The sequence below is a fragment of the Sphingomonas sp. TREG-RG-20F-R18-01 genome (assembly GCF_022662475.1).
Classification (GTDB): domain Bacteria; phylum Pseudomonadota; class Alphaproteobacteria; order Sphingomonadales; family Sphingomonadaceae; genus Sphingomonas.
This window is the reverse complement of sequence record NZ_JAKNQQ010000001.1, coordinates 415,370-437,684: the sequence shown is the minus strand read 5'-3', so window position 1 is coordinate 437,684 and position 22,315 is coordinate 415,370. Positions and strand designations below refer to the sequence as shown.

The window sequence follows — 22,315 nt, the reverse complement described above, 5'->3', positions numbered from 1 at the left end:
GTTGCCAATCCACCGCATGCCCGCTACATGCAGGACATATTTTCCAGCCTCATGTGAACGGAGCATCATCGGCTATGGCCGTGCAGTACAGCTATGTGATGAAGGGCCTGACCAAGACCTTCCCCGGCGCGCCCAAGCCGGTGCTCAACAACATCCACCTGCAGTTCCTGCCCGACGCGAAGATCGCGATCATCGGGCCGAACGGCTCGGGCAAGTCCACGCTGATGAAGATCATGGGCGGGATCGACCCGGACTTCACCGGTGAGGCGTGGGCCGCGGACGGGATCAAGGTCGGCTATCTGCCGCAGGAGCCGCAGCTCGACCCGACCAAGACGGTCATGGAAAACGTCAAGATGGGCGCAGGTCCCGTCGCGTTGATGGTCGAGCGCTTCAACGCGATCTCGGCCGAAATGGGCGATCCTAAGGACGATACCGATTTCGATGCGCTGATGGACGAGATGGGCGATCTCCAGACCAAGATCGACGCCGCCGACGGCTGGGCGCTCGACAGCCAGCTCGAGCAGGCGATGGAGGCCCTTCGCTGCCCGCCGGGCGACAGCGCGGTCACCAACCTGTCGGGTGGTGAGAAGCGTCGCGTCGCGCTGTGTAAGCTGCTGCTCGAGAAGCCGGGTATCCTGCTGCTCGACGAGCCGACCAACCATCTCGACGCCGAGAGCGTCGCGTGGCTCGAGAATTACCTCAAGGAATATACCGGCAACGTCATCCTCGTGACGCACGATCGCTACTTCCTCGACAACGTCGTCAACTGGGTGCTCGAGCTCGATCGCGGGCGTTATTACACCTACGAATCCAATTATTCCGGCTATCTGGAAAAGAAGGTCAAGCGGCTCGAGCAGGAAGAGCGTGAGGAGCAGGGCAAGGCCAAGGCGATCTCGGACGAGCTGGCGTGGATGCGGCAGACCCCCAAGGCGCGCCAGACCAAGTCCAAGGCACGTATCCGCGCGTTCGACGAGCTGATGGAGAAGCAGGAGAATCGCTCGATCGGCAAGGCGCAGATCCTGATCCAGCTGCCCGAGCGGCTCGGCGGCAAGGTGATCGAGGCCAAGGGCCTGACCAAGTCGTATGGCGACAAATTGCTGTTCGAGAACCTCGACTTCGTCTTGCCGCCGGGCGGGATCGTCGGCGTGATCGGGCCGAACGGCGCGGGCAAGTCGACCTTGTTCAAGCTGATCACCGGGCAGGAAACGCCGGACGTCGGCTCGATCGAAGTCGGGCAGACGGTGAAGCTCGGTTATGTCGACCAGTCGCGCGACGATCTCGACCCGAACAACAACGTCTGGGAGGAAATCTCGGACAAGCTCGAGATCTTCCGCTTCGGCAAGCAGGAGCTTGGCACGCGGGCCTATGTCGGCGCGTTCAACTTCAAGGGCCAGGACCAGCAGAAGAAGGTCGGCCAGCTGTCGGGCGGTGAGCGCAACCGCGTCCATCTCGCCAAGATGCTCAAGGAGGGTGGCAACGTCCTCCTGCTCGACGAGCCGACCAACGATCTCGACGTCGAGACGCTGCGTGCGCTTGAAGAGGCGCTGGAGTCGTTCGCGGGTTGCGCGGTGGTGATCAGCCATGACCGCTTCTTCCTCGATCGTCTGGCCACGCACATCCTCGCGTTCGAGGGCGACAGCCATGTCGAATGGTTCGAGGGGAACTTCGAATCGTATGAGGAAGACAAGCGGCGTCGCCTGGGCGATGCGGCGGATCGTCCGACGCGGTTGGCGTATAAAAAGCTTACGCGCTGATTTGGCGATGCGCTGACTGATCTGCTGTGCTTCCCCGGCGAAGGCCGGGGCCCAGTTGCGAAACGCCAGTTTTCGAGCGCCGGCGCTTCGTTACCTCGGACATTCCGACTGGGCCCCGGCCTTCGCCGGGGAAGAAACTTCCGGAAAACTTTGACCAGCGATAATTGGTCGTTCGGCGACCTTCGGCCTCAGAGCGCGGCGGTATCCACGCCGAGGCCGTTCATGGTCTCGGACTGGACCCGATCCCCGAACGTGATCACCCGCCGCTCCGCGTAGGTCAGACCGGAGGGCGCCCACATCTGGTGAATGACCCGCGCCTTCACGTCGGCCACCCAATATTCGGGCACCCCCGCCTGCGCATAGATCCGCAGCATTACGCCCAGATCGTCGCTCAGCGAGGTGGACGCAACCTCGACGATCAGCGCGACCTCTCGAGGGCGACCGGCCCGCGGACCGGTTCGACCGTCGTCACGAAAACGTCAGGCTCCGGAACGGAGTGCGGCGGCATGGTGATCGACCCCTCGGACCATGCCTGCAGCCCGGTGCCCAGACCCTTGCACGCCTCCGCCGATGCAAGCAGCAGCTTGGTCTTGACCGTAAAATGCTCGCTGAACTGCGCATTCACCGCCACCACCGCGCCATCGATCAGCTCCGTCTTTGCATAGGCATCGAACGCACCCGACCGGTCGAGCAACAGGTAATCGTCGACCGTCAGCTTCGGGGTGAAGGGGCGGGCGAGGGCATCCTGCGCGGTCATGCCATCATCATAGCATGTGCGCGGAGCCGAGCAATCAGACGGTGAACCGCTTGGTGAACCCCTTGGGCGCGCGCTCGTTGTCGGGCTGCGCCTCGACGTGGTCGACGCGGGCGGTGTCCGGACCCTGGCGGCACAGCTCGATCAGCCGCGCGACCGCAGCTTCATCCCCAGCTGCGAGCAGTTCGACACGACCGTCGGTGCGGTTGCGGACCCAGCCGATGACGCCAAGCTCCTGCGCGCGCCGGACGACCCAATCCCGATAGCCGGTCCGCTGGACCTTCCCACTTACGAACACGCGCTGCATCGTCATCACTCACTGCTGGATCGGCGCGAAACTGCGCGCCGTCGGGTGGTGTGTAGCGCGACCATGGCTGGCGCACATCTGGCGCGCGCGGCTATTCGTCGCACGCCAGCGCCGCCGTGTCGGTACAGGTTGCTCCGGCCAGTCTCCCGTCACCCCGGCGAAGGCCGGGGCCGTCGCGCAACGGGCGCCCGGCGGCACGACAACCCGACAGCCCCGGCCTTCGCCGGGGGTGACGATGCAGGTCAGCTATCGGAAAACAACCTATTCACCGGAGGGTATTCGATCGCCATCACCTCATACTCCCGCTCACCCGCAGGCAGGGTCACGCGGCGGACGTCGCCGACCGCCGCGCCGCGCAGCGCGCGCGCGATCGGGGCGTTCCAGCCGATCTTGCCCGCGGCGGCATCGGTCTCGTCGTCACCGACCAGCGTCAGCACGCGGTGTTCGTCGTCCTCGTCCGCGATGGTGACGGTCGCGCCGAACCAGACCTTCCCGTGGTCGGGCTGCGCGGCGGGGTCGACGACCTTGGCGGCCTTCATCCGCCGCGCGAGGAAGCCGAGCCGCCGGTCGATCTCGCGGAGCCGCTTGCGGCCGTAGATATAGTCGCCGTTTTCCGAACGATCGCCATTGCCCGCCGCCCAGGAAATAACGTCGACCAGCTTGGGGCGCTCCTCGCCGAGCAGCTGCTGATATTCCGCGCTCAGCACGGCGTAGCCCGCGGGCGTGATGTAGTTCGGGCGATCCATCGCAGCGTCAGCCCTGGGTGCGCTTGCCCAGGTACCAGCTGATCCGGTTCGGCCCGGACGACCGCGACCGGCTCGGGTTCATCAGGTCGTACACCACCGCATTCTCGAGCACGCGCTGGACGTAATTCTTGGTCTCGTAGATCGGGATCGCCTCGATCCAGTCGATCATGTCCGGGCCGCCCGCCATGCGGGGGTCGCCGTTCGCGCGGAGCCATTTGTTCACGTTGCCCGGGCCCGCATTATACGCCGCGACCGCGAGCGGATAGCTGCCGAAGGTGCCGAAGATCTTCCGGAAATAGCTCGACCCGACCATGATGTTGTAATCGGTGTCGGTCATCAACGCCGAGGCGTCATACGCAAGCCCGAGCTTGGTCGCGGTCTCGCGCGCGGTGCCCGGCATCAGCTGCATCAGCCCGCGCGCGCCGGCGTGGCTGATCGCCGCGCGGTCGAACTGGCTTTCCTGCCGGGCGATGGCGTGGATCATCGTCCAGTCGTCCTGGCTCGCGACCGGAACCCGGACGTTGGGGAAGCCGACCGTGGTGTAGTCGCTGAGGCCGTTCTGAAGCGCGCTACGCCCGACCATCACCCCGAGATCGGGGCGACCGAGCGTTCGCGAGACTTCGGCGGCGAGGACGTGGTCGCTGTCGGTCTTGGCGTCGAGCGCGATCTGGCGGACGAACGCGGTCTGGTCGAGCCACGCGCCGGTCGTGCCCAGATATTGCGCCGCGCGGACCGTCTCGCGCGCGTAGAAGGCGCTGCGGGTCGCGGTGTCGACCGGACGCTGCACGGGGGCGGCGGGCGCGGTCAGCGTCTGGCCGAGCCGCTCGATCGCAAGCTGGCCGTAGAACATGTCGCGGAACCCCGCAGCGCGGGCGTAATAGCCGTTCGCCTCGGCGCGGTTCCCCGCCGCCTCGGCCGCGCGGCCCGCCCAGTAATAGCCCTTCGACTGGGTCGTCGGGGTCTTGGAGGCATTGGCGTAGCGCAGGAACAGCCCGGTCGCGTCGGCGGGGCGGTTCATCTGCTTCATCGCGGCCTGGCCGGCAAGCCAGACGAGGCTCGTGTAATCGTCGCGCTCGCCATAGGGCCGCGCGCTGACATCGGTGCCCGCGGGATAGGCGTCGTCGACCCGGCGCGCGATGTCATAGGCGACCGCGGTCTGCCCGTCGTTGGCGGCGGCGCGCGCGTTGGTCAGCAGGACCTCGAACCACTGCTCGGCGCTGCCCGGGACGACCGCGAGCGGGGCGCGCTGTGCGAGCGTCCCGCGTGCGCTGTTCGACGCGCCGTTGAGGCGGTACCAGCTCGCGCGGTCGGCGAGCCAGCCCGGATCGGTCGCGCCCATCGCCTGCGTCAAGACGGCGCGGTCAGCGGCGTCGGGGGCGTTGGTGCGGAACGCGAGCCGTGCCTCGAACACCGCCCGCCGCGCCGAACTGGTCAACACGACCTGACGCTGCGCGGCGAGCGTCGAGCCCTGCCACAACAGCATGTCCATCCGCGTGTCTTGGTCCGCCTGGCTCAGCGCGCCGGGGTAGAAGGCCTGCACCTTCGCTTCGTCGACCGGCGAGATGGCGCCCGATATCCACGCGGCGCGCGCGGCGGCGTTGGCCTCGGCGCGCGCGCCAGTCGCCGCAAGCGCCTCGGCGTAGCGCAAGCGGCTGGTCCCGGTGAGCGGCGGGAAGCGCCGGAAATAGGCAACCGCAGTGGCAGGCGACCAGCCAGGCATCTCGAGCGCGCGCTCGGCCGAGCGGCGCAGCGCCATCTCGTTCGGCCAGCCGGGATGCGCGATCAGGAAGGCGGCATAGCGATCGAAGCCATAGCCCGTCGTCTGCAGCATCTTCCATTCGGAGATGGTGGCCGCGATCGCGACGCTGGAGGCATTGGTCCCGGTGAGGATCTGGGTCGCGCGACCCCAGCCGAGCTGTTCCTGGACCGCGTCGGCGGGCATCGCCAGGCTCGACACACTGGCCAACAGGAAACCCGATTTGAACAGCGTTGCAATCATGTGGACAGAGTATGCCTCCTGTCCGTATTTGTCCCGTCGAAAAACAGGAAATGCGACGGAAAGACCGGCGCGCAGGAGCATAACAGCATGTTTTCGGGATCGATCCCGGCGCTCGTCACGCCGTTCGCCGCTGACGGCGCCTTTGACGAGTCCGCCTATCGCGATCTGGTCGAATGGCAGATCGCGGAAGGGTCCGCCGGGCTGGTGCCGTGCGGTACGACGGGCGAGGCCGCCACGCTGACCGCGGACGAGCATTTCCACATCGTCGCCATCTGTGTCGATCAGGCGCGCGGACGGGTGCCCGTGCTGGCCGGGGCAGGGTCGAACGACACGCGCGTCGCGATCCACAACATCGCGGCCGCCAAGGCGGCGGGCGCGGATGCCGCGCTGATGGTCCCGCCCTATTACAACCGGCCCAATCAGGAGGGGATCTTCCGGCATTTCGAGGCGGTGGCGAACAGCAGCGATCTGCCGATCGTGTTGTACAACGTCCCCGGGCGGACCGTGACCGATATCGCGGTGGAGACCGTCGGGCGGATCGCGCTGGCGTTCCCGAGCGTGATCGGCATCAAGGATGCGACGGGGGTGATCCAGCGCGTGTCCGCGCAGCGCGCGGTGTGCCCGGAGGGGTTCGTTCAGTTGTCGGGGAATGACGACATGGCGCTGGCGTTCAACGCGACGGGCGGCGTCGGGTGCATCTCGGTGACCGCCAACGTCGCGCCGCGGTTGTGCGCGGACTTTCAGGCGGCATGCGCGTCGGGAGATTATGCGACGGCGCTCGCGCTCCACGACCGGCTGTTCGCGCTGCACGTTTCGTTGTTCACCGATGCGTCGCCGGGGCCGGTGAAATATGCGCTCAACCGAGTGCGGACGTCGTTTCCCAAGGCGCTGCGGTTGCCGATGACATGGCCGGGCGAGGCGAGCCAGCGCGCGGTCGATGCGGGGCTGGCGGCGGCGGGTTTGGGCTAAGCTCCGCAAGGTCTGCGAACTGCCGCTACCCCGGCGAAGGCCGGGGCCCAGTAGTGAGACCCTGCGTCATGGTGCGCAACATTCTCCATCGACGGTTCCGCGATTGGGCCCCGGCCTTCCCCGGGGGGTACGTCCTGACGCGGCGGGACCCTTAGTCCTTCGCGAAGAACCGGTCGATTACGCTCTGGCCAAGCCGCGCAGGGCGCTTCGTCTCGATATCGAGGCAGCACCAGCTCGATTTGACCTCGGCGAGGACCTCTTCGCCACGCTTGATGATCGTCTCGTAGAAGGCGCGCGCGCCCTGGACCTTTTCGAGCAGAACCGTCGCGATCACCTCGTCGTCGAGGAAGGTCGGCTTGCGATAGGTAATCTCGTGCTTGAGCGCGACCCACGCGTGCGAAGCCAGCGCCTCGGCTGGCGCAAAGCGCTGCCAATGGCTGATGACCGCCGCCTGTACCCACTTCAGATAGGATGCGTTGTTGACATGCCCCATGAAGTCGATGTCCGCCGCATCGATGTCGATCGGGAAATTATGGGTAGCGAACTGGACCATGACACATCCTATCCGAGATCGGGCGCCGTTGCGAGAGCCTAGGACCGCGGTCGTTAACAATTATGTCAGCAACGATGGGCCGGGCAGTTCGATCCCAGTCGCGAATTGATCCGTTGGCAACGGCCATGGGGCTTTCGCTCCCGGGAACGAGGCCCTACATCGCCCAGCCTATGGCGCGTCCCAAACCTGTTACATTCGAGAAGACCAAGATCGTCGCCGAGAACCGGCGCGCACGGTACGATTACTCCATCGAAAGCGTGTTCGAGGCAGGGATTGCCTTGACCGGGACCGAGGTCAAATCGCTCCGCACCGGGCAGGGGTCGATCGTCGAGAGCTATGCCGAGGCGAAGGACGGCGCGGTGTGGCTGGTCAATTCGAACATCCCCGAGTTCAGCCACGGCAACCGCTTCAACCACGAGCCCAAGCGCCCGCGAAAACTGCTGCTCCACGCCCGCGAGATCAACAAGATGCACGGCGCGGTGAATCGCGACGGGATGACGCTGATCCCGCTGATGATCTATTTCAATTCGACCGGGCGCGCCAAGATCGAGCTCGCGCTCGCGAAGGGCAAGAAGGCGCACGACAAGCGCGATTCGATCAAGGAACGCGACTGGAAGCGCGAGCAGGGTCGGCTGATGCGCGACCGTGGCTGACGCCGCCGCCTCTCACGGGATCTGGGCGCGGGCGTGGACGTACGCACGGCATCATATCCCGACTCGGGAGGGGATCGAGCGCAACCGGTTTTTGCGGCCGGTCGCCCATCGCATCCTGCATCCCGTGCTGTGGCGGTTCACCCGGCGGTCGGTTCCGCGCGGCGTGGCACTTGGCGTGGTGAGCGGCATTCTGTTTCCGTTCGTTCACGCACCCGTCGCAGCGCTGTCGGCATTGCCGGTGCGGGCCAATGTCCCGGTCGCGGTCGCGACCACCTTGCTGCACAACCCGCTGACCAGCGTGCCGCTGTATTTCAGCGCCTATCACGTCGGTTGCTGGGTGTTGCACTGGGACCGCGCGGTCCCGGGGCAGCCGATCGCGAGCAATGTCGCGGCACATGCGGGGTGGTTCCACACCCTGGTTGCGCAAGTCGGCCCGGCGACGATCGTCGGCCTGATGGTCATCTCGGCGGTTCTCGCGGCGGTCGGCTATGTCGGCGCAGGGCTGGTCTGGCGGGTCCGAATCGGCCGGAAATGGCGCCGCAGAACTTTGCAACGGCAAATGCAGGAACCCGTTTGACTAGGCGTATCGGTTAGATACAACACGCAGGCTTTCGTCATGCTTTATTAAGGGTCTGCCATGCGTCGTTCGATCTTTGCGGTATCGTTGCTAACCTCGGCCGCGCTGGCCGGCGCCGCTTATGCGCAGAGCGCAGCGCCCACGCCCGCCCCCGCAACCACGGCCGCCGTCGCGGGCAAGCCGACCTATGGTGATTTCGGCCTGGATCTCGCCGGCATGGACAAGACCGTGAAGCCGGGTGACAATTTCGCCGAATATGCGGGCGGCACCTGGGCGCGCAATACCGCGATCCCGGAGGATCGCGCGGCGTTCGGCATGTTCAACGTGCTTCAGGATCTGTCGACCGAGCGGACCCGCGGCATCCTCGAGACCGCGATGAAGACGCCCGGCAACAAGAGCGGCGACATGTACGCGAGTTACATGGACGAGGCCGGGATCGAAGCGAAGGGCGCCAAGCCGATCCAGCCGTGGATCGCCGAGATCAAGGCGGTCAACGACAAGACCGCGCTGGCGGTCGAGATGGCGAAGCTGCAGCGGCGCGGCGTCGGCGGGATGTTCGGCGTCGGCGTCGGGATCGATGCCAAGATGCCGACGCAATATGTCGTCGAGATGGCGCAGGCCGGCCTCGGTCTTCCGGACCGCGATTATTACCTCAAGACCGACGCCAAGCTGGTCGAGACCAAGGCCGCCTATCAGGCCTATCTCGCGAAGATGCTGACGCTGGTCGGCGAGCCCGATGCCGAGGCGCGCGCCGCCGCGGTCGTCGCCTTCGAGACGCGGATCGCGACCGGGCACTGGACCCGGATCGAATCGCGCGACGCCGACAAGGGGTATAACAAATGGACGGCGGCGGACTTCGCCGCCAAGGCACCCGGCTTCCCGTGGACCGAGTATCAGACCGCGCTCGGCGTCGCGCAGCAGCCCGCCTATATCGTCGGCCAGCCGAGCGCCATTGCCGCCGGGGCGCAGCTGTTCCAGCAGACCCCGCTGCCGCTGCTCAAGGATTATCTGACGCTTAAGCTGCTGCGGTCCTATGCGCCGTATCTGTCGAAGACCTTCGACCGGACCAACTTCGCCTTCTACGGCACGGTCCTGTCGGGCGCTCCGCAGCAACAGCCCCGCTGGAAGCGCGGCGTCGCGACCGTCAGCAATGCGCTTGGCGAGGATGTCGGCCAGCAGTATGTCGCGCAATATTTCCCCCCGGAATCGAAGAGCGCGGCGGACCAGCTTGTCCGGAACATCATCGCGGCGATGGGGCAGCGGCTCGACAAGCTCGAATGGATGGCGCCCGAAACCAAGGTCAAGGCGCACCAGAAGCTCGCGTCCTTCACCCCCAAGATCGGCTATCCGAGCAAGTGGCGCGACTATAGCGCGTTCCAGGTCAACCGGGGCGATCTGGTCGCGAACGTCGCCGCCGCCAACGCGTTCGAATATCAGCGCGACCTCAGCAAGCTGGGCGGACCGATCGACCGCACCGAATGGGGCATGACCCCGATGACGATCAACGCCTACGCCAATCCGGTGATGAACGAGATCGTCTTCCCCGCGGCGATCCTCCAGCCGCCGTTCTTCGATGCGAAGGCGGATCCGGCGGTGAATTACGGCGGGATCGGCGTGGTGATCGGGCATGAGCTCAGCCACCATTTCGACGACCAGGGGCGCAAGTTCGACGCGACCGGCAAGCTCACCGAATGGTGGACGCCCGAGGACGTCAAGCGCTTCACCGCGCTGACCGACAAGCTGGTCAAGCAATATGACGCATACGAGCCGATCCCGGGCCAGCACATCCAGGGTGGCCTGACGCTCGGCGAGAACATGGCCGATCTTGCCGGGCTTGCGGTGGCGTACGATGCCTATCATCGCTCGCTCAACGGCAAGCCCGCACCCGTGATCGGCGGTCTGACCGGCGACCAGCGCTTCTACCTCGGCTATGCGCAGGTCTGGCGGATCAAGTTCCGCGAGCCGGCGCTGCGCTCGCAATTGCTGAGCGATCCGCACTCGCCGGGTCCGTTCCGCACCGCCGAAGTGCGCAACGTCGATGCGTGGTACAAGGCGTTCGGCGCGAAGCCCGGCGACACGATGTACCTTGCGCCGGCTGACCGCGTACGGGTCTGGTAATACACGGAAACGAGACTGTTCGGAGAGTGGAGATGAAGGTTATCTACGGTCTCGCCCTGGCTTCGGCCGGGGCGGTGGCGGTCGCCCTTGCAACGGGCGGTGTCGCGCAGACAGCACCCACCGACCCGGCGGCGGCACCCGCCGCCGCCGCCGCGGGCAAGCCGCAGTTCGGCAGCTTCGGCTTCGACGCAGCGGGAATGGACCGGTCGGTCGCGCCGGGCGACAATTTCTACGCGTTCGCGAACGGAACCTGGGCGCGAACGACGCAGATCCCGTCGGACAAGTCGAATTACGGGGCGTTCAACCTGATCGCGGACCTGTCCGAATCGCGCACGCGGACGATCCTTGAGGGCGTTGCGCGCGACCCCCGTTCGAAGATCGGCGTGGCCTATGCGACCTTCCTCGATCGTCCCGCGATCGACGCGAAGGGCCTTGCGCCGATCCAGCCGTGGCTCGGCAAGATCAAGGCGATGAAATCCCGCGCCGCCTATCCGGCGTTGCTCGCGGAGGCGACTAAAGCGGGGATCGGCGGTCCGTTCGGCGCCTATGTCGGGCAGGACGACAAGCACCCCGAGATCTATGCGCTGTCGGTCTCGCAGTCCGGGCTCGGCATGCCCGACCGCGATTATTATCTCGAGGCGAGCTTCGCAGACAAGAAGGCGGCGTATCAGGCGCATATCGCCAAGATGCTGACGCTCGCGGGCGAGCCGAATGCGGCAGCGCGCGCCGCCGCGCTGGTCGCGTTCGAGACCGAGATCGCCAAGGTCAGCTGGACCCGCATCGACAGCCGCGATGCGACCAAGACCTATAACAAGATGACCGTCGCCGATCTGACCAAGACCGCGCCGGGCTTTGCGTTCCCGACCTATTTTCGGGGGATCGGCGCGAACGTCCCGACCGTCATCGTTGCGCAGCCGACCGCCGTGGCGGGGATCGCCAGCCTGGTCGCCGCGGCGCCGATCGGGGTGTTGCAGGATCAGCTGATCGTGCGGTCGCTCGACAGCTATGCCGACGTCCTGCCCAAGGCGCTGGACGACGAGCAGTTCGCCTTCAACGGCACGGTCCTGTCGGGCACGCCCGAGCAGGAGGCGCGGTGGAAGCGCTCGGTCCACTTCACGATCGGCGCGCTCGATGACGAGGTCAGCAAACTCTACGTGGCCAAATACTTCCCGCCCGAAACCAAGGCAGCGGCGGACAAGCTCGTCAAGAACGTGATCGCGGCGATGGACCGGCGGATCGACAAGCTCGACTGGATGGCCGCCGAAACCAAGGTCAAGGCGCATGCGAAGCTTGCCGCCTTCACCCCGAAGATCGGCTACCCCTCGCAGTGGAAGGATTATTCCGGGCTGCAGATCACCGCCGGCGACGCCTATGGCAACGCATGGCGCGCCAACCAGTGGCAGCAAGCGTATAACGTATCGCACCTGGGCAAGCCGCTGCAGCGGTGGGAGTGGGGCATGACCCCGATGGAAGTAAACGCCTATGCCAATTTCGGCATGGTCGAGATCGTCTTCCCGGCTGCCATCCTGCAGCCGCCATTCTTCGATCCCAACGCCGACGACGCGGTCAATTACGGCGGGATCGGCGCCGTGATCGGTCACGAGCTCAGTCACCATTTCGACGACCAGGGCGCCAAGTACAACGCCAGGGGCGAGCTGACCGACTGGTGGACGCCGGCCGACGTCGCTGCGTTCAAGGGCCGCACCGATGCGCTGGTCAAGGAGTATGACGCCTACGAACCGCTGCCCGGCGTCCACGTGAAGGGCGCGCTGACGCTCGGCGAGAATGTCGCGGATCTCGCGGGGCTGACGGTCGCCTATGACGCCTATCATCATGCGCTGGGCAATCGCACGGCCCCGACGCTCGGCGGGTTCACCGGCGACCAGCGCTTCTATCTCGGTTGGGCGCAGGTGTGGCGGCGCAACTACCGCGAGGCGAACCTGAAGCAGCGACTCGTCACCGATCCGCACAGTCCGTCCGAACAGCGTGCCTGGGTCGTGCGCAACCTCGATCCCTGGTATGCGGCGTTCGATCCGAAGGTGGGACAGAAATTGTACCTGACCCCGCAACAGCGCGTGCGCATCTGGTAAGAGCCGTGGTATCCCCGCCCTTGCGATGCGTTTGCGGAAGGGCGGGGCGACAGCCCCGGCCGGTCATCGGTCGAGCCACCGCGCTACACTCTTGACGCTTCGTCCCGAGGCTTCGACACGAGGTCTTATGGCAAGCGTACCGACCCAGACCTCCGACCGGCCGGCCCGGTCCGCCCTGCTGATCGCGGGTGGCTGCGGGATCGTTGCGGCGCTGATCGTACTAGGCGCGCTCGGCAGCGTCCCGCTCGCCGCGACGTTTCTCGCGACGGCGGTCGTGCTCGGCGGCGCGCTCGTGGCGTTCCGGCGGCTGTTCCCGGCGACGGCCAACGTCACGCTCGAACCCGATTGGAGCGTCGCGCGCGCGCTGGCCGAAAGCAGCGCCGATGCGATCGCGGTGACGGACCGGGCGGGGCGGCTGGTGTGCGCGAACGATCGCTACGAGGCGGTGTTCGCGGGCTTCCCGACCCCACCGGGATTGCCGTTCGACGCAAGCGGGGTCGAACGGCTGAGTGCCGCCGGGCGTGCCGCGTGGCGCGACGGCGCGGCGACCGCGGGGCGACTGATCGCGCAGGGTACGTCGCTTACCGCCGACGTAGCGCGCGCGGGCGAGGACGGCAACCTGCTCGTGTGGCGGTTCCGCGGGAGCGAAGGGCTCGACCTTGCGCGGACGATGGAGGCGCTGATCGCGGGGCCGACCGGTGACCGTCTTGGCGGCGCCGGAATCATGGCCGCGTTGATCAATCCCGACGGCCGGATCCGCGCCGCCAACCGGGTGTTGCGCGCGCGCGCCATGGGGGAGGGCGACAGCCCGATCCTAGGCCGCGATTTCGCGCGGTTCCTGATCACCGACGCGCAAGGGATGGCGCGGTTCGAGCGCGAGGGGATGACCCGCAACCCCTTGCGCGTGCTCCAGATCCCGTTCCTCGACGGCGAGGACGCACCGATGCTCGTCGCGCTGATCGACGAGGAGGACGGCGGCCAGCCTGCGATCGGCGAAAGCGCGAGCGCGCATATCAAGAGCCTCGTCGCGCTGATGCCGTTCGGTGTCGCGCTGATCGGTGCAGACGGGCGTTTTCTGCAGATGAACGACGCGTTCGCCCGCGCCGCCGCGGTCGATCCGACGAGCCCGCCGCTCTATCCCGGCGACCTGCTGGTGCGCGAGGACAAGGGCGTGGTCGCGGACGCGATCCGGCGCTTCGCCGGCGGCGCTACGCATTCGACCGATCTCGCGGTGCGGCTCAAGGACCATCCCGACGAGCCGGTCGCTTTGTCGATCGCGGGCGCGCGCGGGCTGGGCGAGGCGGCGGTGCTGCTCAGTCTCAAGGACAATAGCGAGGAGACCCGGCTCAAGCGCGAGGTCGCGCAGGCCACCAAGATGCAGGCGGTGGGACAGCTCGCCGGCGGTGTCGCGCACGATTTCAACAACATCCTGACCGCGATCATCGGCCATTGCGATTTGATGCTGATGCGCCATTCGCCCGGCGACAGCGATTATGACGACATCCAGCAGATCCGCGCCAATTCCAACCGCGCGGCGAGCCTGACGCGCCAGCTGCTCGCCTTCTCGCGGCAACAGACCTTGCGTCCGCAGGTCTTGCAGCTTCCCGACGTCATTTCCGAAGTGTCCAACCTGCTCAAGCGGCTGCTCGGCGAAACGGTGACGCTGACGGTCAAGCACGGCCGCAACCTGAGCCCCGTGCGGGCCGATCCGGGGCAGCTCGAACAGGTCGTGGTCAACCTGGCGGTCAACGCCCGCGATGCGATGATCACGCATGATCCGCGCGGCGCGGGAACGTTGTCGATCCAGACCTATGCCGTCACCGCCGCCGACGTGCGCAAGCTGGCCTCCGACATCCTGCCCCCGGCCGATTATTCGGTGCTCGAGATCGGCGACACGGGCGGCGGCATCCCGGCCGAAATCCTGCCCAAGATCTTTGAGCCGTTCTTCACCACCAAGGAGGTGGGCAAGGGTACCGGTCTCGGCCTGTCGACGGTCTACGGGATCGTGAAGCAGTCGGGCGGCTACATCTTCGCGGAAAATCGGAAGGATCCGAGTGGAGACTCGTCCGGGCGCAGCGCGCAGGGGGCGGTCTTCACCATGTATCTGCCGGTCTATACCGAGGGCGCGCTCAACGAACCGACCCCGCCGCGCCCCGCGCCGCGCGAAAAGCCGGTCGACCTGTGGGGCACGGGGACGATCCTGCTGGTCGAGGACGAGGACATGGTCCGGGCGATCGCCGAGCGCGCGCTCAGCCGACAGGGCTATACCGTGCTGACCGCCGAAAACGGGGAGGCCGCGCTCGAACTGCTGGAGGCGAATCCGCGGCCCGACCTGTTGATTTCGGACGTGATGATGCCGCTGATGGATGGCCCGACGATGGTCCGCCATGCCCGCGCGCGCTATCCGGATCTGCCGATCCTGTTCATGTCGGGCTATGCCGAGGAGACGCTGCGCAAGTCGATCAATCTCGACAATGTGTCGTTTCTGGCAAAACCGTTTTCGGTGCAGGAACTTGCAGAAGCGACGCGCGTGGTGTTAGGAACAAAATGAGATAGCGCGGGTCGTCGTGCTGGAGTAGAGGCGGCGAGATGAGTGCTCCACAATCCATTCTCGTCGTCGAGGACGAGCCCCTGATCGCGATGATGATCGAGGACTTTCTCGATGTCCTCGGCAAGTCCCTGGCGGGAAGCGCGGATAACGTCGGCTCGGCGCTGGCCCTGGTCGACGCAGGCGGCATCGACGCCGCGATCCTCGATGTCAACCTGCGCGGCGGTGAGAAGAGTTTCCCGATCGCCGAAGCGCTTGCCGCGCGCAACATTCCGTTCGTTTTCGCGACCGGCGGGTCCCATGACAGCGTCGGGGAAAGCTGGGCGGACCGGCCGACCCTGCCGAAGCCGTTCACGATGGACGGCGTGGCCAAGGCGCTCGACGCGCTCGGCTGATCCTCGCGTGGCCTGCCGGGCGGTGCATACTGATCGAGATTACGGTAACAAAGCGCGGCGGATGCTGAACCGCTTTGGTCAACGCGAGTTTCCCCAGCGATCACCTCGCTGAACGGAGACGAACCATGGCCAATCAGGAAGACGGAATTTCGCGCCGCGCAATCGTGGGCGGTGCCGCGGTCGGCATTGCCGCCGCCGCGGCTGCCGCCCCAGCGCTCGGCAAGCCGCAGACGCCCGCGCAGGGAACGCCCCCGGCCGGTCTCAAGGACCCGCGCAGCGCCGGGCCGAAGCCGCCGTTCCAGCGCCAGAGCCAGCCGTGGCCCGGCCTTGCCGGCAAGATGAACCCACGGCCCGACCATGGCGAGACGAGCTATCGTGGCTCCGGCCGACTGGCCGGACGCAAGGCTCTGATCACGGGCGGCGACTCCGGCATGGGCCGGGCGGCGGCGATCGCCTATGCGCGCGAGGGCGCCGACGTCGCGATCAACTATCTGCCGGACGAGGAGGCGGATGCGCGCGAAGTGATCGATCTGATCCGCGCGGCGGGCCGCAAGGGCGTCGCGATTCCTGGCGACCTGCGCAGCGAGGCCTTCTGCAAGAAGCTGGTCGATACGGCGATCCGCGAGCTGGGCGGGCTCGACATCATCGTCAGCAACGCCGGGCGGCAGCAGTCGCATGCGTCGATCCTCGACATTTCGACCGAACAGTTCGACTGGACGATGAAGACCAACATCTACGCGCCGTTCTGGATCATCAAGGCGGCGTTGCCGCATCTTCAGCCGGGTTCGGTGATCATCGGCACGACCTCGGAGCAGGCGACCGATCCGACCAAGGATCTGTACGACTATGCGATGACCAAGGCCGCGACCACCAACTATGTCCGCAGCCTGAGCAAGCAGCTCGCGCCCAAGGGCATTCGCGTCAACGGCGTGGCGCCGGGGCCGATCTGGACTCCGCTGCAGGTGTCGGGCGGCGCGACCATGGAGAAGCTCGAGAATTTCGGCGGCGACACGCCCGCCGCGCGTCCGGGACAACCGGGCGAGCTGGCGGGGATCTACGTGCTGCTCGCCGAGAACGGGTCGAGCTACACCACGGGCCACGTCTATGGCGCGGCGGGGGGTAACGGCCTGCCATGACGCGTTGAGTTGCCGTCACCCCGGCGTAGGCAGGGGTGACGGTCGGGGGCCGCCGGATTGACGACGTAGCGGCCCTCCCGAATTATTCCGTTCGCCTCTTGTTCCGCACGAACAAACGAAGTACATAGCCACCATGCATTGAACGCGCTGGGCGTTCGGTCTAGCGGGAGGCTCCAATGGCGGTTTCGTTGAAAGTGATCGACAGCAAAATGGCGGCATCCACGGATAAGGCGAGCGCAGAGCGCGCCAAGGCGCTCGAGGCAGCGCTGGCACAGATCGATCGCGCGTTCGGCAAGGGCTCGGCGATGAAGCTCGGCTCGAAGCAGACGATGCAGGTCGAAGTGATCTCGACCGGCTCGCTCGGTCTCGACATCGCGCTGGGTGTCGGCGGTCTGCCGCGCGGGCGCGTGATCGAGATTTACGGGCCGGAAAGCTCGGGCAAGACGACGCTCGCGCTCCACGTGATCGCCGAGGCGCAGAAGGGCGGCGGCACGGCGGCGTTCGTCGATGCTGAGCATGCGCTCGACCCGGTCTATGCCAAGAAGCTCGGCGTCAACATCGACGAGCTGATCGTGTCGCAGCCCGACACCGGCGAGCAGGCGCTCGAGATCGTCGATACGCTGGTGCGCTCGAACGCAATCGACGTGCTGGTGGTCGATTCGGTTGCGGCACTCGTGCCGCGCGCCGAAATCGAGGGCGAGATGGGCGACAGCCACGTCGGCCTGCAGGCGCGTCTGATGTCGCAGTCGCTGCGGAAGCTGACGGGGTCGATCAGCCGGTCGCGCTGCATGGTGATCTTCATCAACCAGCTACGCATGAAGATCGGCGTGATGTACGGCAACCCTGAGACGACCACCGGCGGCAACGCGCTGAAATTCTACGCGTCGGTCCGTCTCGACATCCGTCGTACCGGGCAGATCAAGGACCGCGAGGAGATCATCGGCAACACGACGCGGGTCAAGGTCGTCAAGAACAAGGTCGCGCCGCCGTTCAAGCAGGTCGAGTTCGACATCATGTACGGGCAGGGCGTGTCGAAGATCGGCGAGATCCTCGATCTCGGCGTGAAGGCCGGGCTGGTCGAGAAGTCGGGCGCCTGGTTCTCCTACGACAGCGTCCGCATCGGGCAGGGTCGCGAGAACGCCAAGACCTTCCTCAAGAACAATGTCGAGATGAGCGATCGTCTGGAGAAGGCGATCCGCACGCGGACCGACAAGGTCGCCGAGGAAATGATGGCGGGCCCCGAGCCCGACGATGTCGACGGCGACGACGAGATGTGATGTTCGCTCCGGCCGTCGGTTGGCGGGCGGGGCAGGGGACGCGGCGTGCACGCCGTACGTCCTCTTCTACGGGGCGGCTGGTCATGCCGTCGAACACCCTGGGAAGGCCCGCCCGCGATGGCGGGCCTTTCATGGTTATGGATGGCCGGCGCTGGTCGGGCGAGCTAGGATGGTGAGACTTTCCTGCGACGCTCCGCGTTTGCGCAAGCACCCGACCGCCCTTCTCCGGAGAAGCTCATGACGCTGATCGTCCATCACCTCGAAAATTCCCGGTCACAGCGGATCCTGTGGCTGCTCGAGGAACTGTCGCTGCCCTATGAGATCGTCCGCTACGAGCGCGACAAGACGACGATGCTTGCGCCGCCGGAGCTCAAGAAGATCCACCCGCTCGGCAAGTCGCCGGTCCTCCAGGACACCGATGCGGGGCGCGTGATCATCGAGACCGGCGCGATCGTCGATTATATCGTCGAGCGCGCCGACGGCCGGATGGGTCCGCCCGCGCACCGCGACGACACACTGCGCTATCGCCAGTATCTGCATTATGCGGAAGGATCGATGATGCCGCCGCTGTTGCTGCTGCTCGTGCTCAACCGCATTCCGGTGATCGGCAAGACCGCTGCCAAGCGGATCCAGCCGATGATCGACGTTCATCTCGACTATGTCGAAAGCGAGCTTGCCAGCCGTCCCTGGTTCGCCGGCGATCAGATCAGTGGCGCCGACATCATGATGAGCTTCCCGCTTGAGGCCGCGCGCAGCCGGGCCGGGCTCGACGAGTCGCGCCCGGCGACGATCGCGTGGCTCGACAAGATCCATGCGCGCCCGGCGTATCAGGTCGCGCTCGAAAAAGGCGGTCCCTACGCCTACGCATGATTTTGGGAGCAAGGACTGACCGCGCCGACATCCCGGGTTCGTCCAAGGATGGGCCCGGGGTGACGGATTCGAAGGGGCGCGGATACCCCCGACGGGCGCCTCCCCGGCAAAGGCCGGGGCCCAATCGCGATGGCCGGGGAAACGAAGCGCCAACGCCCCCTTGCGTTGGACTCGCGCTTGGGTCCGGCCTGCGCCGGGGGGGGGGGAGTGCGTGATCCCCTCCTGCACTTACCAGGAACCTGCCCCGGCCCTTCCTGATCAACGGATCAGCGAGTTCGGGTCCAGACGCATGTCGAGATACTTGTCCACCGACCCCATCAGCTGCGGCATTTCATGCTCGAAGAAATGGTTGGCCTTGGGGATCGTGTCGTGATGGATCGTGATGTGCTTCTGCGTCCGCAGCTTGTCGACCAGCTTCTGGGTCGCGGCCGGGGTCGCGACCTCGTCGGCCTCGCCCTGGATGATGATGCCGCTTGCCGGGCATGGCGCTAGGAACGTGAAGTCGTACATGTTCGCGGGCGGTGCGACCGAGATGAAGCCGCGGATCTCCGGGCGGCGCATCAGCAGCTGCATCCCGATCCACGCGCCGAAGCTGACGCCCGCGATCCAGGTGGTCTGCGCCTCGGGATGGAAGCTCTGCACCCAGTCGAGCGCGCTCGCCGCGTCGGACAGTTCGCCGACGCCGTTGTCGAACGTCCCCTGGCTCTTGCCGACACCGCGGAAGTTGAAGCGCAACGTCGCGAACCCGCGGCGCTGGAAGGTCTTGTAGAGCTCCATCACGATATGGTTGTTCATCGTGCCGCCCGCCTGCGGATGCGGATGGAGGATCATCGCGACCGGCGCCCGGGGGCGCGATGCGGGAGCGAAACGGCCTTCGAGACGACCGTCGGGGCCGGGGAAAATGACTTCTGGCATCGGACCTGCTGACAAGGAAAATCTGGGGAGCACGCCCCGAAGGGTCACGCAAGGAGTTGTGCGCTATACAATGATGGCGCACGTCTGCGCAATGATTGCCGCGAACCGCCGATTGCCATGCCGATGACGCCCGAACGCCTGTACCTCGACCATGCCGCGACCACACCGATCCTGCCGAACGCGGCGGACGCGGTGGCGCGCGCGATGTCGCTCTGGGCGAACCCGTCGTCGCCGCATGCCGAGGGCCGGGCGGCGCGCGCGGCGCTCGAGGCGGCACGGCGCGGCGTCGCGGCCGCTTATGGCTGGCCTGGCGAGACGTTGCTGACCAGCGGGGCGAGCGAGGCGCTGGCGATCGCGCTGGGACGCGCGACGCCGCTGCGCCGGCTGGTGACGGCGGTCGAACATGATGCGGTGATTCGCGCCGCCCCCGATGCGCAGACCATTCCGGTCGACTCGCTTGGGCGCGTCGATCCGGCTGCGCTCGCCGTGTTGCTCGACGGCGACGGCGACGGCAACGCCGCGCTGGTCGCGGTGCAATGGGCCAATAGCGAGACCGGAGTGCGCCAGCCGGTCGCGGCCATCGCGGAGCAAGTCCATGCAGCGGGCGGATTGCTGCTGGTCGACGCCGCGCAAATGCCCGCCGGTGCGGACCCCCATGTCGCCGAGCATGCCGATTTCGTCGCGCTCTCCGCGCACAAGCGCGGCGGTCCGCCGGGGGTCGGCGCGCTGCTGGTGCGGGATTTCGCCACGCTCGCCCCGACGGGGGGTCAAGAGCGCGGCTATCGGGGCGGGACCGAGAACGTCCCGGGCGCGATCGGCTATGCCGCCGCGCTGGCGGAGCCCGAGCCTGTGGCGGCGCTGGTTCCGTTGCGCGCGCGGCTCGAGGATGCGGTCCTCCGGTCGGGCGGCGAGATCGTTGCTCGAGGGGCAGAGCGGCATCCCGCGATCGGTTCCTACCGCATGCCCGGGCTTGCCGCCGCCACGCAGCTCATCCGCTTCGACATGGCGGGGATCGCGGTGTCGGCGGGAAGCGCCTGTTCGTCGGGGAGCATGAAGCCGAGCCACGTTCTCGCGGCGATGGGCTGGACCGTGGACGCCGCGCGCGAGGTGATCCGGGTCAGCTTCGGGCGTGGAACGCGGGCAGCCGATGTCGATCGCTTCATCGCGGAATGGCGCAGGATCGTGCGTTCGGTCGGTGGGATCGATCTTGCGGGGGCGGCATGACTTACCTCGATTATCAGGCCACGACGCCGCTTGCTCCCGAAGCATTGGAAGCGATGTTACCGTGGCTGCGCGACCAGCATGCCAACCCCCATTCGCCCCACGCCCCGGGCCGCAAGGCCAAGGCCGCGGTCGAGGTGGCGCGCGCCGCGGTTGCGGCAGCATTCGGCGGGGGCGGGCAGGTCGCCTTTACCAGTGGCGCGACCGAGGCGATCAACTGGGCGATCCAGGGGACGTCAGGGCCGATCGTCACGCTCGCTACCGAACATGCCGCGGTGCTCGACACGGTCGCTGCGATGGCGGCGCAGGGGCGGCCCGTGACCGTGCTGCCGGTCGGCGCGGACGGGCTGGTGGATCTCGAGGCCGCCCGTGCGGCGATCGTGCCGGGCACCGGACTCGTCGCCGCCATGCTGGTCAATAACGAGATCGGCGTGATCCAGCCGATTGCCGCGCTCGCCGAGCTGGCGCACGCCGCGGGCGCGCTCTTCCTGTGCGATGCGGTGCAGGGCTATGGCCGCGTGTCCATTCCCCCGCCGTGCGATCTCGTCGCCGTTTCGGCGCACAAGATTTACGGCCCCAAGGGGATCGGTGCGCTGTGGGTCCGCGACGGCGTCCGGCTGGCGCCGCTGCTATATGGCGGCGGGCAGGAGGCGCTTGGCCGGTCGGGGACGCTGTCGCCCGCGCTGTGCGCGGGGTTCGGAGCGGCGGCGCGACTGATGTTCGAGATGCGCGACACCGACGCGGCGACGGTCGAGGCCCTGTGGCGCAGCGCGACCGAGCGGCTGTCGGGGTGGCACGTCAACGGCGCGCTCGACCGGCGCTATCACGGCAACCTCAACATCCGGCGCGATGGACTGGACGTCGCGCGGTTGATGTCGGACCTGCGCGATGTCGCCTTTTCGGCGGGCTCCGCCTGCGCGAGCGGGTCGGGAAGATCGAGCCATGTCCTGCGCGCGATCGGGCTGAGCGACGGGGCGGCGCGAACCAGTATCCGGATCGGGTTCGGGCGCTATACGCGCGTACCCGAGCTGGTGGACGCGATCGGTCGGATCGTCGCCGCAGCGGATGGACAGAGGATCGCGGCATGATCCGGGTGCGTTTCGTCGGGCGCGATGGCGCAGTACGCGAGGTGATGGCGCAGGCTGGTGATAGTCTGCTGCAGGTTGCCCAGGCGGACGGACAGCCGCTGGAAGGAACATGTGAAGGTCAGATGGCCTGCTCGACCTGCCATGTCATCGTTTCGGCCGCCAATTTCGACGATCTGCCGCCGGCAAGTGCGGAAGAAGAGGACATGCTTGATTTGGCGACGGGGGCGACACGTACAAGTCGATTGGCGTGCCAGATCCGCTTGGAAGACAACATGGATCAAATAACTGTGGCCATTCCGGCCGAATCACGGAACATGCAACGCCGCTGATCATTACGCTCCCGTG

The 22,315-nt window shown here is 66.7% G+C and carries 21 protein-coding genes; 14 read left to right on the top strand and 7 right to left on the bottom strand.

All coding sequences use genetic code 11. The features are described 5' to 3' along the window. Positions 1 to 74 precede the first annotated feature (74 nt). Positions 75 to 1,754 (top strand): energy-dependent translational throttle protein EttA, encoded by a 1,680-nt coding sequence (ettA, locus tag L8K25_RS02140; protein ID WP_242137272.1) that lies wholly within the window; start codon positions 75 to 77, stop codon positions 1,752 to 1,754. Positions 1,755 to 1,942: 188 nt separating this feature from the next. Here the strand turns inward: ettA and L8K25_RS22660 are convergent, their stop codons facing one another. The 5 genes from L8K25_RS22660 to L8K25_RS02120 all read right to left on the bottom strand — a co-directional run bounded on the left by L8K25_RS22660 (position 1,943) and on the right by L8K25_RS02120 (position 5,560). Continuing rightward, on the bottom strand, positions 1,943 to 2,149 hold the full coding sequence (locus tag L8K25_RS22660; RefSeq protein WP_277923471.1) for a Uma2 family endonuclease: 207 nt from the start codon (positions 2,147 to 2,149) through the stop codon (positions 1,943 to 1,945). A gap of 23 nt (positions 2,150 to 2,172) precedes the next feature. Continuing rightward, positions 2,173 to 2,511 carry a Uma2 family endonuclease gene (locus L8K25_RS22655; protein ID WP_277923429.1) on the bottom strand — a complete coding sequence of 113 codons (339 nt, stop codon included), beginning with the start codon at positions 2,509 to 2,511 and terminating at the stop codon, positions 2,173 to 2,175. Positions 2,512 to 2,545: 34 nt separating this feature from the next. Continuing rightward, positions 2,546 to 2,821 carry an acylphosphatase gene (locus tag L8K25_RS02130; protein ID WP_242137271.1) on the bottom strand — a complete coding sequence of 92 codons (276 nt, stop codon included), beginning with the start codon at positions 2,819 to 2,821 and terminating at the stop codon, positions 2,546 to 2,548. Between the two features lie 236 nt (positions 2,822 to 3,057). After that, a complete protein-coding gene (gene greB / locus L8K25_RS02125; RefSeq protein WP_242137270.1) occupies positions 3,058 to 3,561 on the bottom strand; it encodes a transcription elongation factor GreB in 504 nt (167 codons plus the stop codon). A 7-nt stretch (positions 3,562 to 3,568) separates the two neighbouring features. Further along, positions 3,569 to 5,560: a lytic transglycosylase domain-containing protein gene (locus L8K25_RS02120; RefSeq protein ID WP_242137269.1), complete on the bottom strand. Its 1,992-nt coding sequence runs from the start codon at positions 5,558 to 5,560 to the stop codon at positions 3,569 to 3,571. An 87-nt stretch (positions 5,561 to 5,647) separates the two neighbouring features. On the opposite strand from L8K25_RS02120, the gene dapA reads away from it, so the two are divergent. After that, on the top strand, positions 5,648 to 6,529 hold the full coding sequence (dapA, locus tag L8K25_RS02115) for a 4-hydroxy-tetrahydrodipicolinate synthase (RefSeq protein WP_242137268.1): 882 nt from the start codon (positions 5,648 to 5,650) through the stop codon (positions 6,527 to 6,529). 151 nt (positions 6,530 to 6,680) lie between these two features. Here dapA and L8K25_RS02110 read toward each other — a convergent pair whose 3' ends face one another. After that, entirely contained in the window at positions 6,681 to 7,082 is a 402-nt protein-coding gene (locus L8K25_RS02110) for a thioesterase family protein (protein ID WP_242137267.1), read from the bottom strand. A 170-nt stretch (positions 7,083 to 7,252) separates the two neighbouring features. Here L8K25_RS02110 and smpB point away from each other — a divergent pair, with 170 nt between their 5' ends. The 9 genes from smpB to L8K25_RS02065 all read left to right on the top strand — a co-directional run bounded on the left by smpB (position 7,253) and on the right by L8K25_RS02065 (position 18,746). After that, positions 7,253 to 7,735, top strand: a complete 483-nt coding sequence (smpB, locus tag L8K25_RS02105; RefSeq protein WP_010164253.1) for an SsrA-binding protein SmpB — start codon at positions 7,253 to 7,255, stop codon at positions 7,733 to 7,735. Further along, positions 7,728 to 8,312 (top strand): DUF2062 domain-containing protein, encoded by a 585-nt coding sequence (locus L8K25_RS02100; RefSeq protein WP_242137266.1) that lies wholly within the window; start codon positions 7,728 to 7,730, stop codon positions 8,310 to 8,312. Before smpB ends, L8K25_RS02100 begins: the two co-directional genes overlap by 8 nt. Before the next feature lie 60 nt (positions 8,313 to 8,372). Continuing rightward, positions 8,373 to 10,430 (top strand): M13-type metalloendopeptidase, encoded by a 2,058-nt coding sequence (locus L8K25_RS02095; RefSeq protein ID WP_242137265.1) that lies wholly within the window; start codon positions 8,373 to 8,375, stop codon positions 10,428 to 10,430. Positions 10,431 to 10,462: 32 nt separating this feature from the next. After that, complete coding sequence (locus L8K25_RS02090) at positions 10,463 to 12,520, top strand: M13 family metallopeptidase (RefSeq protein ID WP_242137264.1); 2,058 nt, start codon at positions 10,463 to 10,465, stop codon at positions 12,518 to 12,520. A gap of 127 nt (positions 12,521 to 12,647) precedes the next feature. After that, positions 12,648 to 15,071 carry a response regulator gene (locus L8K25_RS02085; RefSeq protein ID WP_242137263.1) on the top strand — a complete coding sequence of 808 codons (2,424 nt, stop codon included), beginning with the start codon at positions 12,648 to 12,650 and terminating at the stop codon, positions 15,069 to 15,071. A 38-nt stretch (positions 15,072 to 15,109) separates the two neighbouring features. Further along, on the top strand, positions 15,110 to 15,463 hold the full coding sequence (locus L8K25_RS02080) for a response regulator (RefSeq protein ID WP_242137262.1): 354 nt from the start codon (positions 15,110 to 15,112) through the stop codon (positions 15,461 to 15,463). 125 nt (positions 15,464 to 15,588) lie between these two features. After that, entirely contained in the window at positions 15,589 to 16,599 is a 1,011-nt protein-coding gene (locus L8K25_RS02075; protein ID WP_277923007.1) for an SDR family oxidoreductase, read from the top strand. A gap of 176 nt (positions 16,600 to 16,775) precedes the next feature. Further along, positions 16,776 to 17,876: a recombinase RecA gene (gene recA / locus L8K25_RS02070; protein ID WP_277923428.1), complete on the top strand. Its 1,101-nt coding sequence runs from the start codon at positions 16,776 to 16,778 to the stop codon at positions 17,874 to 17,876. A gap of 237 nt (positions 17,877 to 18,113) precedes the next feature. Continuing rightward, entirely contained in the window at positions 18,114 to 18,746 is a 633-nt protein-coding gene (locus L8K25_RS02065) for a glutathione S-transferase (protein ID WP_242137261.1), read from the top strand. A gap of 258 nt (positions 18,747 to 19,004) precedes the next feature. Here L8K25_RS02065 and L8K25_RS02060 read toward each other — a convergent pair whose 3' ends face one another. Next, complete coding sequence (locus tag L8K25_RS02060) at positions 19,005 to 19,661, bottom strand: alpha/beta hydrolase (RefSeq protein WP_242137260.1); 657 nt, start codon at positions 19,659 to 19,661, stop codon at positions 19,005 to 19,007. Between the two features lie 123 nt (positions 19,662 to 19,784). Between L8K25_RS02060 and L8K25_RS02055 the strand changes: the two genes are divergently transcribed. Genes L8K25_RS02055 through L8K25_RS02045 form a run of 3 tightly spaced genes read left to right on the top strand, consistent with a single transcriptional unit; the run spans position 19,785 to position 22,299 of the window. Continuing rightward, the gene (locus tag L8K25_RS02055) at positions 19,785 to 20,885 is read left to right on the top strand and encodes an aminotransferase class V-fold PLP-dependent enzyme (RefSeq protein WP_242137259.1); all 1,101 of its coding nucleotides are present in this window, start codon (positions 19,785 to 19,787) and stop codon (positions 20,883 to 20,885) included. Further along, positions 20,882 to 21,970: a cysteine desulfurase family protein gene (locus L8K25_RS02050; RefSeq protein WP_242137258.1), complete on the top strand. Its 1,089-nt coding sequence runs from the start codon at positions 20,882 to 20,884 to the stop codon at positions 21,968 to 21,970. The genes L8K25_RS02055 and L8K25_RS02050 overlap by 4 nt, the downstream gene beginning before the upstream one ends. Further along, positions 21,967 to 22,299, top strand: a complete 333-nt coding sequence (locus tag L8K25_RS02045; RefSeq protein WP_242137257.1) for a 2Fe-2S iron-sulfur cluster-binding protein — start codon at positions 21,967 to 21,969, stop codon at positions 22,297 to 22,299. The genes L8K25_RS02050 and L8K25_RS02045 overlap by 4 nt, the downstream gene beginning before the upstream one ends. Positions 22,300 to 22,315: the final 16 nt, after the last annotated feature.